At 61.4% G+C, this 13,730-nt stretch carries 14 protein-coding genes; 10 read left to right on the top strand and 4 right to left on the bottom strand.

The genetic code is table 11. The features are described from left to right. Positions 1-28: 28 nt before the first annotated feature. Both ACS3QZ_RS00180 and ACS3QZ_RS00175 read left to right on the top strand, forming a co-directional pair. Positions 29-1,204, top strand: a complete 1,176-nt coding sequence (locus ACS3QZ_RS00180) for a winged helix-turn-helix domain-containing protein (RefSeq protein WP_456036020.1) — start codon at positions 29-31, stop codon at positions 1,202-1,204. A 47-nt stretch (positions 1,205-1,251) separates the two neighbouring features. Next, the gene (locus ACS3QZ_RS00175; RefSeq protein ID WP_456036019.1) at positions 1,252-2,157 is read left to right on the top strand and encodes a DUF817 domain-containing protein; all 906 of its coding nucleotides are present in this window, start codon (positions 1,252-1,254) and stop codon (positions 2,155-2,157) included. On the opposite strand, the gene ACS3QZ_RS00170 is transcribed toward ACS3QZ_RS00175, so the two are convergent. Then, positions 2,096-2,470, bottom strand: coding sequence for a hypothetical protein (locus tag ACS3QZ_RS00170; protein WP_456036018.1), 375 nt, complete (start codon positions 2,468-2,470; stop codon positions 2,096-2,098). The two genes, ACS3QZ_RS00175 and ACS3QZ_RS00170, sit on opposite strands and share 62 nt — an antisense overlap. A gap of 76 nt (positions 2,471-2,546) precedes the next feature. Here ACS3QZ_RS00170 and ACS3QZ_RS00165 point away from each other — a divergent pair, with 76 nt between their 5' ends. Then, entirely contained in the window at positions 2,547-3,317 is a 771-nt protein-coding gene (locus ACS3QZ_RS00165; protein WP_456036017.1) for an alpha/beta fold hydrolase, read from the top strand. Here the strand turns inward: ACS3QZ_RS00165 and ACS3QZ_RS00160 are convergent. Beyond that, positions 3,299-3,487: a CTP synthetase gene (locus ACS3QZ_RS00160; RefSeq protein WP_093095240.1), complete on the bottom strand. Its 189-nt coding sequence runs from the start codon at positions 3,485-3,487 to the stop codon at positions 3,299-3,301. The genes ACS3QZ_RS00165 and ACS3QZ_RS00160 overlap by 19 nt on opposite strands. 85 nt (positions 3,488-3,572) lie before the next feature. Beyond that, on the bottom strand, positions 3,573-4,313 hold the full coding sequence (locus ACS3QZ_RS00155) for a YbaY family lipoprotein (protein ID WP_456036016.1): 741 nt from the start codon (positions 4,311-4,313) through the stop codon (positions 3,573-3,575). A 165-nt stretch (positions 4,314-4,478) separates the two neighbouring features. Between ACS3QZ_RS00155 and ACS3QZ_RS00150 the strand changes: the two genes are divergently transcribed. The 5 genes from ACS3QZ_RS00150 (at position 4,479) to ACS3QZ_RS00130 (ending at position 10,011) form a co-directional block, all read left to right on the top strand. Further along, positions 4,479-5,168 (top strand): response regulator, encoded by a 690-nt coding sequence (locus ACS3QZ_RS00150; RefSeq protein WP_456036015.1) that lies wholly within the window; start codon positions 4,479-4,481, stop codon positions 5,166-5,168. Positions 5,169-5,206: 38 nt separating this feature from the next. Continuing rightward, complete coding sequence (locus tag ACS3QZ_RS00145) at positions 5,207-6,379, top strand: FIST N-terminal domain-containing protein (protein ID WP_456036014.1); 1,173 nt, start codon at positions 5,207-5,209, stop codon at positions 6,377-6,379. Between the two features lie 3 nt (positions 6,380-6,382). Continuing rightward, positions 6,383-8,650 (top strand): hybrid sensor histidine kinase/response regulator, encoded by a 2,268-nt coding sequence (locus ACS3QZ_RS00140; protein ID WP_456036013.1) that lies wholly within the window; start codon positions 6,383-6,385, stop codon positions 8,648-8,650. Positions 8,651-8,746: 96 nt separating this feature from the next. Then, positions 8,747-9,313, top strand: coding sequence for a DUF4202 domain-containing protein (locus tag ACS3QZ_RS00135; protein WP_456036012.1), 567 nt, complete (start codon positions 8,747-8,749; stop codon positions 9,311-9,313). Then, positions 9,310-10,011, top strand: coding sequence for a sirohydrochlorin chelatase (locus tag ACS3QZ_RS00130; RefSeq protein WP_456036011.1), 702 nt, complete (start codon positions 9,310-9,312; stop codon positions 10,009-10,011). The genes ACS3QZ_RS00135 and ACS3QZ_RS00130 overlap by 4 nt, the downstream gene beginning before the upstream one ends. Positions 10,012-10,030: 19 nt before the next feature. On the opposite strand, the gene ACS3QZ_RS00125 is transcribed toward ACS3QZ_RS00130, so the two are convergent. Further along, positions 10,031-11,032 carry a LacI family DNA-binding transcriptional regulator gene (locus tag ACS3QZ_RS00125; protein WP_456036010.1) on the bottom strand — a complete coding sequence of 334 codons (1,002 nt, stop codon included), beginning with the start codon at positions 11,030-11,032 and terminating at the stop codon, positions 10,031-10,033. A 177-nt stretch (positions 11,033-11,209) separates the two neighbouring features. On the opposite strand from ACS3QZ_RS00125, the gene gap reads away from it, so the two are divergent. After that, complete coding sequence (gene gap, locus ACS3QZ_RS00120) at positions 11,210-12,247, top strand: type I glyceraldehyde-3-phosphate dehydrogenase (protein WP_456036009.1); 1,038 nt, start codon at positions 11,210-11,212, stop codon at positions 12,245-12,247. 6 nt (positions 12,248-12,253) lie between these two features. Next, complete coding sequence (gene zwf, locus ACS3QZ_RS00115; protein WP_456036008.1) at positions 12,254-13,705, top strand: glucose-6-phosphate dehydrogenase; 1,452 nt, start codon at positions 12,254-12,256, stop codon at positions 13,703-13,705. The last annotated feature ends 25 nt before the right edge of the window (positions 13,706-13,730 follow it).

Here is a 13,730-nt window from a genome sequence, read left to right as displayed (position 1 = left end):
TCGGGTCGCCCGACGCTAGCCTGACAGGATGACGCTGCACCTCTCCAACCGCGACGCCCGCCGCCTGTGGCTCGCCAATCAGGGCCTCGCCCCGACCCCGACCGGCCCCGCCGATCCGCGGGCCACAATCCGCCAGCTCGGCTTCGTGCAGCTTGATTCCATTCAGGTGCTCGCCCGCGCCCATCACCACATCCTGTGGTCGCGCAACCAGAATTACCGCGAACCGATGCTGGATCGGATGCTCGCCAAGGATCGCAGCGTTTTTGAGCATTTTACACATGACGCCTCGGTCCTCCCGGTCGAAACCTACCCCTATTGGCGCCGCCAGTTCGGGCGCAAGGAAAAGACCATGGGCAATGCCAGCTGGTTTCGCGGCATGCCCGACGCAGAGGGGCGCGCCGCCATCAAGGCGCGGATCGCCCGTGAAGGGGCGCTTTCGACCATGGCGTTTGACTCGCAAATCGAAGGCCCCAAGGAAATGTGGCGCCGCCCACCGCACAAGCTGGCGCTCGATTTCATGTGGTACGCCGGCGAGCTTGCCACCTGTTACCGCGAGAATTTCCGCAAGTTCTATAACCTGAGCGAACGGGTGATCCCGGACCGGCATCGCGAAACAGAAATCGAAGACGCCACCGCGCTTGACTGGCTCTGCACGCAGGCGCTCGACCGGCTGGGCTTTGCGACCCCCGGTGACATCCAGCGCTTCTGGGATGCCACCACCAGCGCCGAAGTGCGCGGCTGGGTCGCCAAAGCCGATCTGCAACCCGTCGAAATTCAAACCGCGAACCGGGAAACGCTTTCCCTGTTGGCCCCGCCCGACCTGTCCGAAAGGCTGGCCGAGGCCCCGCCCCCCACATCGCGCCTGCGTATTCTGAGCCCGTTCGACCCGGTCGTGCGCGATCGAGACCGGCTCAAGAAACTCTTTGGCTTTGACTACCGCATCGAGATCTTTGTTCCGGCGGCCAAGCGCAAATGGGGCTATTATGTCTATCCGCTTCTTGAGGGCGACCGGTTCGTTGGACGGATCGAAGCCAAGGCGGACCGCGCCAGTGGCACGCTCACCATCCTGAACCTCTGGGCCGAACCCGGCGTACGCTGGACCAATGCGCGCGCCGCCAAGCTTGAGGCCGAACTCGATCGCATGGGCCGGTTCCTCGGCACGCGCGAGATTGTCTGGCAATGCCCCGCCCGGCCCAGCGCCTAGCCAGAAAAGCAGTTTACAGGCCCGGCCCAAGCCGCCTAACTGTCCGGATGGACACGCAAATCTCTTCCACACGCGCGCTTGAACGCCGCCTTGGCGACTGGATGCGCGCGCGCCTGCCCTTTGCGCTGGCGGAACTGGTGATGTTCTGCCTCAAACAGGGCTGGGCATCGCTGTTTGGTGGGCTGTTGCTGATCGGCATGATCGTGACCAACCGCATCTGGCAGGCGGACTGGCCGGTCGCGCGCTATGACGCCTTGCTGGCCTATGCGCTCGGGTTGCAAGTGCTGTTTCTCGCCCTGCGCATGGAATCACTGCGCGAAGCCAAGGTGATCCTGCTCTTTCACCTTACCGGCACCGTGATGGAAATCTTCAAGGTCAACGCCGGAAGCTGGGCCTATCCCGGCGACGGGGTGTTCAAGCTCTGGGGGGTGCCGCTGTTTTCGGGCTTCATGTATGCCTCGGTCGGGTCTTACATGGCGCGCGTCATCCGCCTGTTCGAGATGCGCTTTGCCCCCTATCCGCCTTTCTGGACAACCATGTTTTTGGCGACAGCCATCTATGTGAACTTCTTTGCGCACCATTTCCTGCCCGACATCCGGCTGGTGCTGTTTGCGGCAACTGTCCTGCTCTTTGCACGCACCCGCATCTGGTATCATATCGGCGGCAATTGGTACTGGATGCCCCTGCCGCTTGCTGCCTTCCTGTCCTCGGTCTTCCTGTGGCTGGCCGAAAATGTCGGCACCGCCACGCGCATCTGGCTTTATCACGGCCAGGGGGCAGGCGACTGGGTCAGCCTCGCCAAGATGGGCTCATGGTACCTTCTGCTCTATGTCAGCTTTGTCACAGTCACGATCGTGGTGCGCGATGTGCTCCTTCCCCAAGGTTGGCACCCTAGAGAAACCCCTGCCACTTCAGGAACAGGATCAGCAACACTGCCACCGCTATCAAGTTGAAACTCAGCGAACCCAGCGTGCTCAGGATCGTGCCCTTGCGCCGGTCCGCCCGATCCTCGGCCTTGAAGGCCCTCTGAATTCCATCGAACGCGGCCTCAACCTTGTCGGCATCCACCTGCAACATCAGCTTCGGGTGCCCGCCCAGCCTCTGCGCCTCGCTGATAACCCTGGCCTGATCATGCACGTGCTTGGGCACCCGGCGCCCGATCTTGTGCATCGCCTTGTCCAGCGTGTCGGCCTTGACCCCGTATTGCTCGCGCGCCAGGCGCAACAGGCGGGCCGTCTTTCTTTCGATATCAGCAGCGTCGATCATGGCCGAACCCTAGCCACACATCCTGACACACTCAACCACTCTGGAACCCGGCGCCAAGCCGCGCTATCACGCGGTCATGTTGAACCTCATCGAATACGGCACCGCCACCGACCTTCCCGACCTGCTGATCGTGCATGGCCTGTTTGGCTCGGGCCGAAATTGGAGCGCCATTGGCAAGCGCCTTGCCATGACCCGCCGCGTGGTTTCCGTGGATCAGCGCAACCACGGCCACAGCCCGTGGTTTGACACCCATTCCTACGAGGACATGGCCGCCGATCTGGCTGAAGTGATCGAGGCACAAGGCAAACCGATGGATGTGCTCGGGCACTCGATGGGCGGCAAGGCGGCCATGGTTCTGGCCCTCACCCGTCCCGAGCTTGTCAAACGCCTCATCGTGGCCGACATCGCGCCGGTCACCTATGAACATGACCAGACCCAGCACATCCAGTCGATGCGCGCCGTGGACCTGAGCACTGTCACCAAGCGTTCCGAGGCCATGGACCAGTTGGCCGAAACCGTTGACGACCCGGCCCTGCGCAGCTTCTTCACGCAATCGCTTGATCTGACCGACAAACGCTGGCGTCTCAATCTCGAAACGCTCGACCGCGAGATGCCAAAGATTCTCGCCTTTCCAGACGTCAGCAGCACCTATGACGGCCCGACCCTGTTCCTCTCAGGCGCCGACTCTGAATACGTGCGCCCCGAACACCGCCCCGTCATGCGCGCCCTGTTCCCCAAGGCACGCTTTGCCAAGATCACCGGCGCGGGCCATTGGCTTCACGCCGAAAAACCGCGCGAGTTCATCCAGTCGGTGCAGGCGTGGCTGGATCACGCCCCGGTTTCGTAAAGCTTCTTGGCAACGACCCATGTGACCGGAAAGGCGATGATGAATCCGATCAGCGCCGAAATCAGGATCGGGGCCAGCGTATCCTGACCGATGACAAGGGCAACGATAACCCCGATGCCGGCCAGCGTGGAACCGATGAACAGGTGCAGGATAAAGGCGAGTCGGAACATGAGAAAAACCTCGGTCGAAAATCTACGACCGAGGTTTATATGCGGTATTCGTTATGTGATTTGATCTAGGTCAGAAAGGCGGGAGTTATTCCGCCTTCAACCACATCAGCCCCTCGCCCGCCGCGTTGAGCAGAACCAGCGTGCCGTCGTCGATACGGTAAGATACAGTCTCCTCCATCGCCCTGAACACGGCCCGCTCCTGTTGATCCATAGGTCCGGGGCAGGCCATGTTCGTGACCGCCATCAGGCCAAACTTGAGCGCATCGCCTTCGTGTTCCACCCCACCATTGAACCTGTTGCAGCCGCTGGTCCCGGAGACCCGGCCCGCGACATCAAACGCCAAAAGCGGTAAGCGATCGGTATCAAGCTCGACCCCCGGCAGGGAGATCGCACTCCAGCTCGTGTCTTCCAGCCCCGGCATGTCCGGCTCGGACATCATATTCACCATCACATCCACCTTTTTCGGGGCATCCTGCGTCAGCGCCGGAAAGACCTGCGTAGTGCGGAACATGGTCCTTTCCTCCACGGTGATCTTCGCCTGCACCGCGAACCGCCCGCTTTCAGACACCATCGCATCGTCATAGGTCAACTGCCACTTGACCGGCACCTGACCTTCCGGGCGCACGGTGACGGCGCCAAGCAAAGTTGAGGGCGCATCGGCGCGCGACACATCAACCAACTGCACTTCGACCAGCGCACCGGGCGGCAGGGCGATCCGCTCGCGATAGGCGACGGTCCCTTCCAGCGTTTGAAACTCGGCCCAGGCGGGAAGCGCGGCCAAACCGACCCCCGCTGCCAGTGCTGCCCTCAGAAGTGCTGTGCGCATGATGTTGTTTCCTTGTTGTCCGGCCAATACCTAAGATTGCGACGACACCAATCAAGCCCGCTTGCCAATGCACGGCAGAACTTTGCCCAGCTTACGACCTTTGGCGCATTTGGCGCGGCTTCATTCCCCTGCTAGGCTGGTCCCGGAACAAAGGCCCCGATCGACATGACCCTGACCGCCACGCCCCGCTCCAAGCCCCGCTTCCACAGCGCCCTCGTGGTCGATGATCACCCGCTGTTCTGCGATGCGCTCACCATGACGCTTCAGGCCGTCTCGACCGTGCGCGAGATCGCGACCGCACCCCGGCTGGGCGACGCGCTTGAACAGCTGGAACAGGGCGCGACGCCGGACCTCGTCGTGCTGGATCTGAACCTGCCCGATGTGGACGGGCTTGATGGCCTGCTGCGCCTGCGCAAAGCCACGCGCGCGCCGATCGTGGTCGTTTCCTCCATGGCCGACAACCGCGTGATCTCGTCGGCAATTCAGGCCGGTGCCGCCGGGTTCATCCCCAAGCACAGCCAGCGAGACGTTTTTCGCCGTGCGCTCGACACCCTGTCACGCGGCGAAACCTTCGTTCCCGAAGGCTGCGTCCTGATGCAGGACGATGCCGCCTTGGCCCGCGATGATGCCCTTACGCGCCTTGCTTCGCTGACCAATCAACAGGCGCGCATCCTGCAGCTGATCTGCGAAGGCAAGCTCAACAAGCAGATCGCCTTTGAACTGTCGATTGCCGAAACCACGGTCAAGGCACATGTCACCGCGATCATGCGCAAGCTGGGCGTACACAGCCGAACCCAGGCGGTGCTGATCGCCAAGGAAACCAGTTTCGACCAGGTCTTGCGCCAAAACGGCTAGCCTGCCTATTCTGGCGGGCGTTCAAGGGAGGAGAGCGGATGGACGAGGTCAGCGGCCTGTCCATGGCAGAGCCTGTTCAGGCAACAGGACTGGTGCGCACGGCATTTGCCGAGTGCCGCGCCCCCGACGCCGTGGATCAACTGGTGGCCGCGCTTTCGCCTGCGGATCTCTCCCTCGTGATCCTGTTCCTGTCGCCTCAAACAGACTTGCAAGGCTTCATGCAAGCCGCAAGTGGCCGTTTCGCGCCCGCGCGTGTTGTCGGATGCACCACCGCCGGAGAGCTGGGGCGCGATGGCTATACCGAGGGCGAGATCGTTGCCATTGGCCTGCCCAGCGCCCATTTCGCCGCCGCGCCGCTTCTGATTGACGATCTCACCAACCTTGCCCCGCAAGACCTGATCGCCGACACCATTCGCAACCGCCACGCTCTTGCCGCCGATCACCCTGACTGGCACAGCGAGTTTGCCCTTTTGCTGGTCGATGGCCTCTCCACCCGAGAAGACGCGCTTGCCGCCGAGCTTGCCGTCGGACTTGGGCCGGTGCCGCTCTTTGGTGGCTCCGCCGGGGATGGCAACGATTTCGGCACCACCTACATTCTTCACGAAGACCAGCTGCGCACCAACGCCGCCGTGCTGATCCAGGTGCGCTCGGACTGCCCGATCCGGGTCTTCAACACCGACCACCTGCAGCCCACCCCGCGCCGCATGGTCGTGACCGGCGCCGACCCGGCCAAACGGCTGGTGCATGAAATCAACGCCGAACCGGCGGCGCGCGAATATGCGCGCCTGCTCGGCAAGGACCCCGAACAGCTGTCCACCTTCACCTTCGCCGCCCATCCGGTCGTGGTGCGTATCGGCGAACAGACCCATGTCCGCGCCATCCAGCGGGTCGCCGAAAACGGCGACCTCGTGTTCTTCTCGGCCATCGACGAAGGCGTGATCCTCACGCTGGCCGAACCGGAAAACATGGTCACGCATCTCGAACGCGAGCTTTCCGCCCTCTCCGAACAAGGGCCGCCCGACATGATCCTTGGGTGCGACTGCCTGCTCCGCCGGGTCGAGGCCGAGCAGAAACAAATGGCCAACGACCTCTCGCGCCTGCTCGCCCGCCACCGTGTCGTCGGCTTTTCCACCTATGGCGAACAGGTCAACTCGATGCATGTGAACCAGACCCTGACCGGGGTTGCGATCTATCCGCCAGAGCGGGGCTAAGCCATGCCCGAAAGCCTGATCAACCCGCAAGACAGCCTTGAGCGGCAGAACGAGAAACTGCTCAAGATCATCGGCACCCTGATGCGCCGCGCCGAACAGGGCGGTGATGCGGCCGGCGTTGCCTACGCGCAATTCGAACGTTCGGTCATGCTCGAAGACGAGGTCCGCGCCCGCACCCGCGAACTCGAACAGGCGCTTGACCTTCTCAACGACTCCAACGCCCAGCTTGCGCAGGCCAACGCCGCCGCCGAAGCCGCCCGCGCCAACCTCGCCAACGCCATCGAAACCGTGCAAGAGGGCTTTGCCCTGTTTGACGCCGACGAAACCCTTGTCATGTGCAACAGCCGCTTTGGCAAACACATGCGCGACATCCATCACCTGTTCAGACCGGGCCTGCAGTTTCGCGATTATGTCCGGCTGGTGTCCGAAAGCCCCTACCTGTCCCTGCCCGAAGGCGACACCCCCGCCGCATGGGCGGCGCAACGCCTTGCCCGGCACGAAGACAACCACGTCGTCTTCAACGCCCGCATGGCCGGGAGCCGCTGGTTGCAAGTCAGCGAACACCGCACCCCCGATGGCGGCACGGTGGTGCTGCAAACCGATGTCACCGACATGGTGCTTCTGGAACGTCAGGAACGCGAACGCCTGCTGGATGACCAGGCGCGGCTGATCAAGGCCACGCTCGAACACCTCAATCAGGGCATCTGTATCTTTGACAGCGCCGCGCGGCTGGTGGGCTGGAACGGGCGAGTCGGCGAACTCTTGTCGATCCCGGTCGGGCGCTTTCGCATCGGCTCGCCTTTTGCATCCATATTCGAACAACTCGGCAGGGACATGGCCTTTCTCGATGGCGCCGATGCCCAGACCCTGACCGACTGGGCCGCCAGCGACACGCGCCGCGCGCCCCTGTCCTTTGAAATCGCGGTCGGCGGCACCCGTACCCTTGCGGTCTTTGCCCAGCAGATGCCGGATGGCGGCTTCGTGATTTCCTTCACCGACATCTCCGCCGAACGCGCCGCCATGCGCGCCATTTCCGAGGTCAACGAAACACTAGAGCGGCGTGTAATGGAACGCACGCTCGAGCTTGAAGACGCGCTGGCCGAGGCCGAACGCGCCAATGCCTCCAAATCCCGCTTCGTGGCCGCCGCGAGCCATGACCTCCTGCAACCCTTGTCGGCGGCCAAGCTCTATGTCGCCTCGCTGGAAAGCGACCTCGAAGATGCCGCCCAGCGCGACCGGCTGGCCAAGACCAACAATGCTCTGCAAAGCGTCGAACATATCCTCGGGGCCTTGCTGGACATCTCACGGCTGGATTCGGGCGCCGCGTCCGTGGACATGGGGGAAATTGCGCTGCACGACATGCTTGCCCAACTTCATGACGAAATGCAGCCACTGGCCCGCGACAAGGGGCTGGCCTTTGCCCTCGATGCCGCCCCCGCCACGGTGAAAAGCGATGCCACCTACCTGCGCCGTATCCTGCAGAACCTGATCGCCAACGCCGTGCGCTATACCGACGCCGGGCGCGTCGACATTGCCGTCTCGCAGGAAGACGGACGTGTCCGGGTTGAAATCATCGACACCGGCCCCGGCATTCCCGAAGATCAGCAAGAGAAAGTCTTTGACGAGTTTCACCGCGTCAATGCCAGCGCCAGCCCCGCCGAAGGTCTTGGGTTGGGGCTCGCCATTGTCGACAGGGCCTGTCGCCTGCTGTCCCACCCGCTCGTCATGCACTCCGTCCCCGAACGCGGCACGCGCTTTGCCCTCGACCTGCCATTGGCCCGCCCTGCCCGGGCGCGCACCGCGTCCCCCCCGTCAACCGATGCGGACATGCCAGTCCATCGCATTGTGCTCCTGATCGAAAACGACGCCGAGCTGCGCCACGCCCTCACCGTGACGCTGGAAAGCTGGGGGGCAGACGTACTCGCCTGCGCCTCCGCACAAGAGGCATTTGCCCTTCTGGCCGAGATTGACATCGCGCCCGATGTTGTACTTGCCGACTATCAGCTCGATCACGGAGAATTCGGCACCGATGCCGTCGCAGCATTGCACGCCCAGTTTGGCCCGATCCCGGCCTGCGTGATCACCGCGAACCGCGACGCCGCGCTGGGGCAGACCTGCGCGGATCTGGGTGCCGCACTGCTCTACAAACCCATAAACCCGGACGCTCTGCGCCGGTTCGTGCTGACATCTGAACAAAACCTTTCTGAATCCGGGTCCGTTTCTCATCCGGCACCTCGATACCGACGTAATACCGACGTGATACCGACGTGATACCGAAGCGCCGAAATCGGGTTTTGCCGGGTTGCCCCTGCGCCTGCACCCACATAGGTTTCGCCTCGAACAGACCAGCCATCGGAGCCACCTTTCATGTCCAAACTTGACGTCACCCTAGCCGCCATTGATGCCGCCAACGCACAAGATCCGCGCCAGGATGAAGGCCAGCCCGAAGCCCTGCTTTATGGTCAACGCATGAGTTCCGAAGTCGCCCGCCTTTTCCCGGATGCGCCGGATGCCCTGCAAATCGCCGCCCGGGGCCAGCATATCGAACGCTGGGTCCTCAAGCGGGTTGACTATCCCGAGGGGCGCGCTGGCTATCTCAAATGGCGTCGCGATCTTGCCGCACATCACGCGACCCGCGTAGGCGAGATCATGGCCGATGCGGGCTATGACGCCGAAGACATCGACACCGTGGGCAAGATGCTCCGCAAGGAAGGCATCAAGCGCAACGAACTTGTTCAGGCGCTGGAAGACGTGATCTGTTTTGTGTTTCTCAAGTGGTACTTCGCCCCCTTCGCGGCCAAGCATTCCCACGAGAAAGTCGTTGATATTGTTCACAAAACGGCGCGAAAAATGTCGACAGATGCACGGACGCGCGCCCTGAGTGAATTTGATCTGCCTGATGACCTGCGCAACGCTGTCGAGACCGCCGCGTGACCGATGAGCCCCTCAAATACGCCTTGATCGTTGCCCACGGCCAACCCTCGGACCCGGCGCCCCCCGAACGCCGCCTGGCAGATTTGGCGCGCGATGTCGAAAGCCACCTCAAGGGGTGGCGCGTGCGCTCCGCCACCATCGCGGCCCCAAACGCGCTTGAGACACAGGTGGCCGAAATGCCCGCAGGTGGGGTCATCTACCCAATGTTCATGTCCGACGGCTGGTTCGTGAGCCGGGTGCTCCCCCGACGGCTTGGCGCAAACGCCCCGGACATTCTTGACCCGCTGGGGTTTGATCCGAACCTGCCAGCGCTGGCGTCGGATATTCTACGGAACGCGATCCTCGAAAATGGCTGGCGCGAGGAGGAAACATCGATCCTGCTTGCCGCCCATGGATCAGGTCGCGGTGACAAGGCGGCCAAGGCTGCCAGAGCTTTCGCAAACACCCTACAACCACTTGTTCCAAAATCAAAAATCACGCTCGGCTTCATCGAGGAAGAGCCTTATGTCGACGCGGCCGCTACAGGCCTTGGCCCGCACTCGATCTGTCTTCCCTTCTTTGCGCTGGAAGGGGATCACTGTCGAGAAGATATCCCGGAAGCGCTTGAAAAGGCTGACTTTCAGGGCAAGCTTCTCCGCCCATTGGGAGAGGATGCGAATATCCCGAAACTGATCGCACAGGCGCTCGACAACGCCTGATCTTTCCAGCCAGGACGGTTCAGAGAGACTGTCCGGGCACAGCCTTGGGGTCGAGCCTGACGATGTGCGGCGGCATGGGCATTCCTTGCCTTGCATCCAAAACGATCTGAGCCGCCTGTTGACCAATTTCAAAACGGTGTGCATCCGTCGTTGCCAATTGCATTGGCAGTCCCTTGAGCAGGTCGAGGTTGTTGAAGCCTGCAAGCGCAAGGTCCCCGGGGATCGAAATCCCCTCTGCCAGGCAATGCATGTACGCCCCCACGCACATCATGTCGCTGGAGAAATAGATGCAGTCCAGTTCGGGTGAGCGCGCAAGCAGTTGCCCGGTCAGGTTCCGCCCGGTTTCAATCGAGGACGCTCCGGAATAAAGCTCCTGATCCCAAAGTGTTACGCCGCTCTTTTCCAATTCACCCAGAAACCCCCGCAAACGTTTTTCGGCCCGGAAATCCTGCGGCATCTTCGTTCCGACAAATCCGATGCGCCGGTGCCCCTTGTCCAGAATGATCCGGGCCATGTCCTGCCCGGCTTGCAGATGGGAGATTCCCACGCAATGCTCGATCGGCGTGCCATCCACATCCATCACTTCGACCACGGGGCAGTCAGCAGCGCCCAGCATTCTGCGCGCCGGATCGGAATGTTCCAGCCCCGCGACAATCAACCCCGCCGGGCGCCAGCTCAGCATTTCTCGGATGACTTCCTCCTCTTCCTGCAGATCATAGCCGGTCACGCCAATCACAGGTTTCAGTTGCGTGTCGCGCAAACTTGACGAGATACCCGAGAGCACCTCGGGAAAAACAGAACTGTTTAGGCTGGGAACAACGACGCCGACAAGATTGACCTTGTTCGACGCCAGCGCCCCGGCAATGCGATTCGGAACGTATCCGACATCTCGGGCAATCTCTTGGATTTTTTGTTTCGTCGTCGGCGAAACGTCCGGCGCACCGCGAAGTGCGCGGGATGCGGTCATTTCACTGACCCCCGCCAGACGTGCAACATCTTTCAGAAGAAGCTTTTTTGCCATGGCTCGATGGTCCGACAACTTCCTCGAAACCGCAAGCAGGAATGCGCAATCGCAAAACGCCGGAGCAAGGGTTGATTTTTGAGATGGACACCTGTACCGATAGCGATACCGATAGCGCTAACGGTGAGCAAATTTGCGTTGATCCGGTTTCAGGTGCTGAGCATGTGGAGGAAAAACATGACCACGAAGATCGCCATCAACGGATTCGGGCGCATTGGGCGGAGCGTTTTGCGCGCGCTGATCGAAAGCGGTGCAAAAGACCTTGAGGTCGTTGCCATCAACGATCTCGCCCCCGCGCAAAACCTTCTTCACCTCCTCAAATATGACAGCGTACATGGCCGCCTGAAAACCCCCGTTACGCTTGAGGGCAACACCCTGAAACTGGCCGGCAGTACGATCCGTTTGACTTCAGAGCGCAACCCGCAGGACCTGCCATGGGCGGACGTTGACATCGCGTTTGAATGTACTGGGCTGTTCAAAAGCCGCGAAAATGCTGGACTGCTTCTCGCAAACGGGTCCAAGCGCGTCCTGATCTCTGCCCCTGGATCCGACGTGGACCGCACGGTTGTTTTTGGCGTCAACCATCAGGACCTCACGCATGAAGACGTGATCGTCTCAAACGCCTCCTGCACAACAAACTGCCTTGCGCCGGTCGCAAAGGTTCTGGACAAGGCCGTCGGCATTCGGACCGGCTACATGACCACGATCCACGCTTTCACCGGCGATCAGCCAAGTCACGACACCAATCATGACGATCTTTACCGCGCCCGCGCCGCTTCGATGTCGATGATCCCGACCTCAACCGGCGCCGCCCGTGCGATTTCTCATGTTCTCCCCCAGCTTGAGGGCAGGCTCGAGGGATCAGCCGTGCGCGTCCCGACGCCCAATGTCTCCATGGTGGATTTCTGTTTCATGCCCGAACGCGCCACGAGCCGAGAAGCTGTGAACGCAGCAATCCGCGAAGCCTCCCATGGCGAAATGGCTGGCATTCTGGGCTACGAAGAAGACCCGCTTGTCTCAATCGACTTCAACCACGATCCGCATTCTTCTGTCTTTGCTGCGGCGCAAACCTCAGTCACGCGTGACGGTATGGTGCGGGTGGTGAGCTGGTATGACAATGAGTGGGGCTTCTCCAATCGGATGCTGGACAATGGCCGCCTGATGGGGGCCCTTTTGCGCAGCGCGCCCACGGCGCCAATGCGCATGGCGGGGTAAAGACCGATGGCTGCGCGCGTCATTCCGGTCAGCCCCTTTGACCTCGTCATCTTTGGCGCAACAGGTGATCTTGCCCGCCGAAAGATCCTGCCGGGCTTGTTTCACAGGTTCCGTGTCGGCCAGATGCCGCTCGAATCCCGCATCATAGGCGCGGCACGTTCCGACATGACGGCGGATGCTTTCCGAGATCAGGTCAAGGCGGCGATGGAAGAGTTTGTGGCCGCCGACCAACGCCCCTCGGACGACCTCGCGGCCTTCCTCGAGCGGCTGTATTACGTACAGGCCGATGCAACCGGCGACGCCGGATGGAGTGAGTTGGCACAGCTGTTGCGCCCCGACATGATTCAGGCCTTCTACCTGTCCGTCTCCCCCGATCTCTTTGGTTCGATTGCCGATCAGCTCAGCAAGCGCGGGATTGCAACGCCAGACACTCGGATCGTCGTTGAAAAACCCTTTGGTCGCGATCTCGCTTCGGCCAAGGCCTTGAACGCAGATCTGCTTCGCAGTTTCGATGAAACCCAGATTTATCGGATCGATCATTACCTCGGCAAAGAGACAGTTCAGAACCTGATGGCACTACGCTTTGCCAATTCCCTGTTCGAGCCCCTTTGGAACAGCACGCATATCGATCATGTGCAAATCACTGTCGCCGAAGATATCGGCGTGGCGGGGCGTGGCGGGTATTATGACCGGTCCGGCGCGATGCGGGACATGGTGCAGAACCACCTTATGCAGCTCCTTTGCCTGATCGCGATGGAGCCGCCTTCGCGGTTTGAACCAAACGCGGTCCGCGACGAAAAGGTCAAGGTTATCGAGGCGCTTGGGGCTGTGGCCCTGGAAAACATCGTCCGCGGCCAATACCGCGACTGGAACGGCATGTCCGGGTATTCCGAAGATGCCGGGGCACCAGACTCGCGCACTGAAAGTTACGTTGCGCTCAAACTTGCCGTGGCCAACTGGCGATGGGCCGGGACACCGTTTTACCTGCGCACCGGAAAACGTCTGAGAACGCGCGCCTCGGAAATTGCTGTCGTATTCCGCGATCCACCCCACATGATCTTTCCGCCCATGGAAGGCCGCAAGGGCAATGCACTCATCATCCGTCTGCAACCAGATGAGGGCATAACGCTGCGCACCACCATCAAGGAACCCGGACCAGGCGGAATGCGGTTGAAAGAAGTCGACATGGACATGACATTTGCGGATGCCCTGGGAAGCGACTTGCATTCTCAGGATGCATATGAACGATTGATCATGGATGTAATCCGTGGCGACCAGACGCTATTCATGCGTGGGGACGAGGTCGAGGCGGCCTGGAGATGGGCCGATCCGATCATCGCGGCCTGGGAAGAATCGCCACTGCGTCCGGTTGCCTACGATGCGGGTGGCTCGGGACCGGAAGAGTCCCTGATGCTGTTGCATCGGGACGGTCGACGTTGGAGAGCGATCGGCGCCTGACGCCGGGGCAAAGCGAAATTTCTTT

The organism is Shimia sp. W99 (genome assembly GCF_053851455.3).
Note: the sequence above shows the minus strand (reverse complement) of the source record. Positions and strands in the feature narration are given on the sequence as shown.

Excerpts from the sequence above, each read along its gene's own strand:
- ACS3QZ_RS00155 (WP_456036016.1), bottom strand. The coding sequence starts at position 4,313 with ATGCGCACAGCACTTCTGAGGGCAGCACTGGCAGCGGGGGTCGGTTTG.
- ACS3QZ_RS00135 (WP_456036012.1), top strand. The coding sequence starts at position 8,747 with ATGTCCAAACTTGACGTCACCCTAGCCGCCATTGATGCCGCCAACGCA.
- ACS3QZ_RS00140 (WP_456036013.1), top strand. The coding sequence starts at position 6,383 with ATGCCCGAAAGCCTGATCAACCCGCAAGACAGCCTTGAGCGGCAGAAC.
- ACS3QZ_RS00160 (WP_093095240.1), bottom strand. The coding sequence starts at position 3,487 with ATGTTCCGACTCGCCTTTATCCTGCACCTGTTCATCGGTTCCACGCTG.
- gap (WP_456036009.1), top strand. The coding sequence starts at position 11,210 with ATGACCACGAAGATCGCCATCAACGGATTCGGGCGCATTGGGCGGAGC.
- ACS3QZ_RS00165 (WP_456036017.1), top strand. The coding sequence starts at position 2,547 with ATGTTGAACCTCATCGAATACGGCACCGCCACCGACCTTCCCGACCTG.
- ACS3QZ_RS00180 (WP_456036020.1), top strand. The coding sequence starts at position 29 with ATGACGCTGCACCTCTCCAACCGCGACGCCCGCCGCCTGTGGCTCGCC.
- ACS3QZ_RS00125 (WP_456036010.1), bottom strand. The coding sequence starts at position 11,032 with ATGGCAAAAAAGCTTCTTCTGAAAGATGTTGCACGTCTGGCGGGGGTC.
- ACS3QZ_RS00150 (WP_456036015.1), top strand. The coding sequence starts at position 4,479 with ATGACCCTGACCGCCACGCCCCGCTCCAAGCCCCGCTTCCACAGCGCC.
- zwf (WP_456036008.1), top strand. The coding sequence starts at position 12,254 with ATGGCTGCGCGCGTCATTCCGGTCAGCCCCTTTGACCTCGTCATCTTT.
- ACS3QZ_RS00170 (WP_456036018.1), bottom strand. The coding sequence starts at position 2,470 with ATGATCGACGCTGCTGATATCGAAAGAAAGACGGCCCGCCTGTTGCGC.
- ACS3QZ_RS00145 (WP_456036014.1), top strand. The coding sequence starts at position 5,207 with ATGGACGAGGTCAGCGGCCTGTCCATGGCAGAGCCTGTTCAGGCAACA.
- ACS3QZ_RS00175 (WP_456036019.1), top strand. The coding sequence starts at position 1,252 with ATGGACACGCAAATCTCTTCCACACGCGCGCTTGAACGCCGCCTTGGC.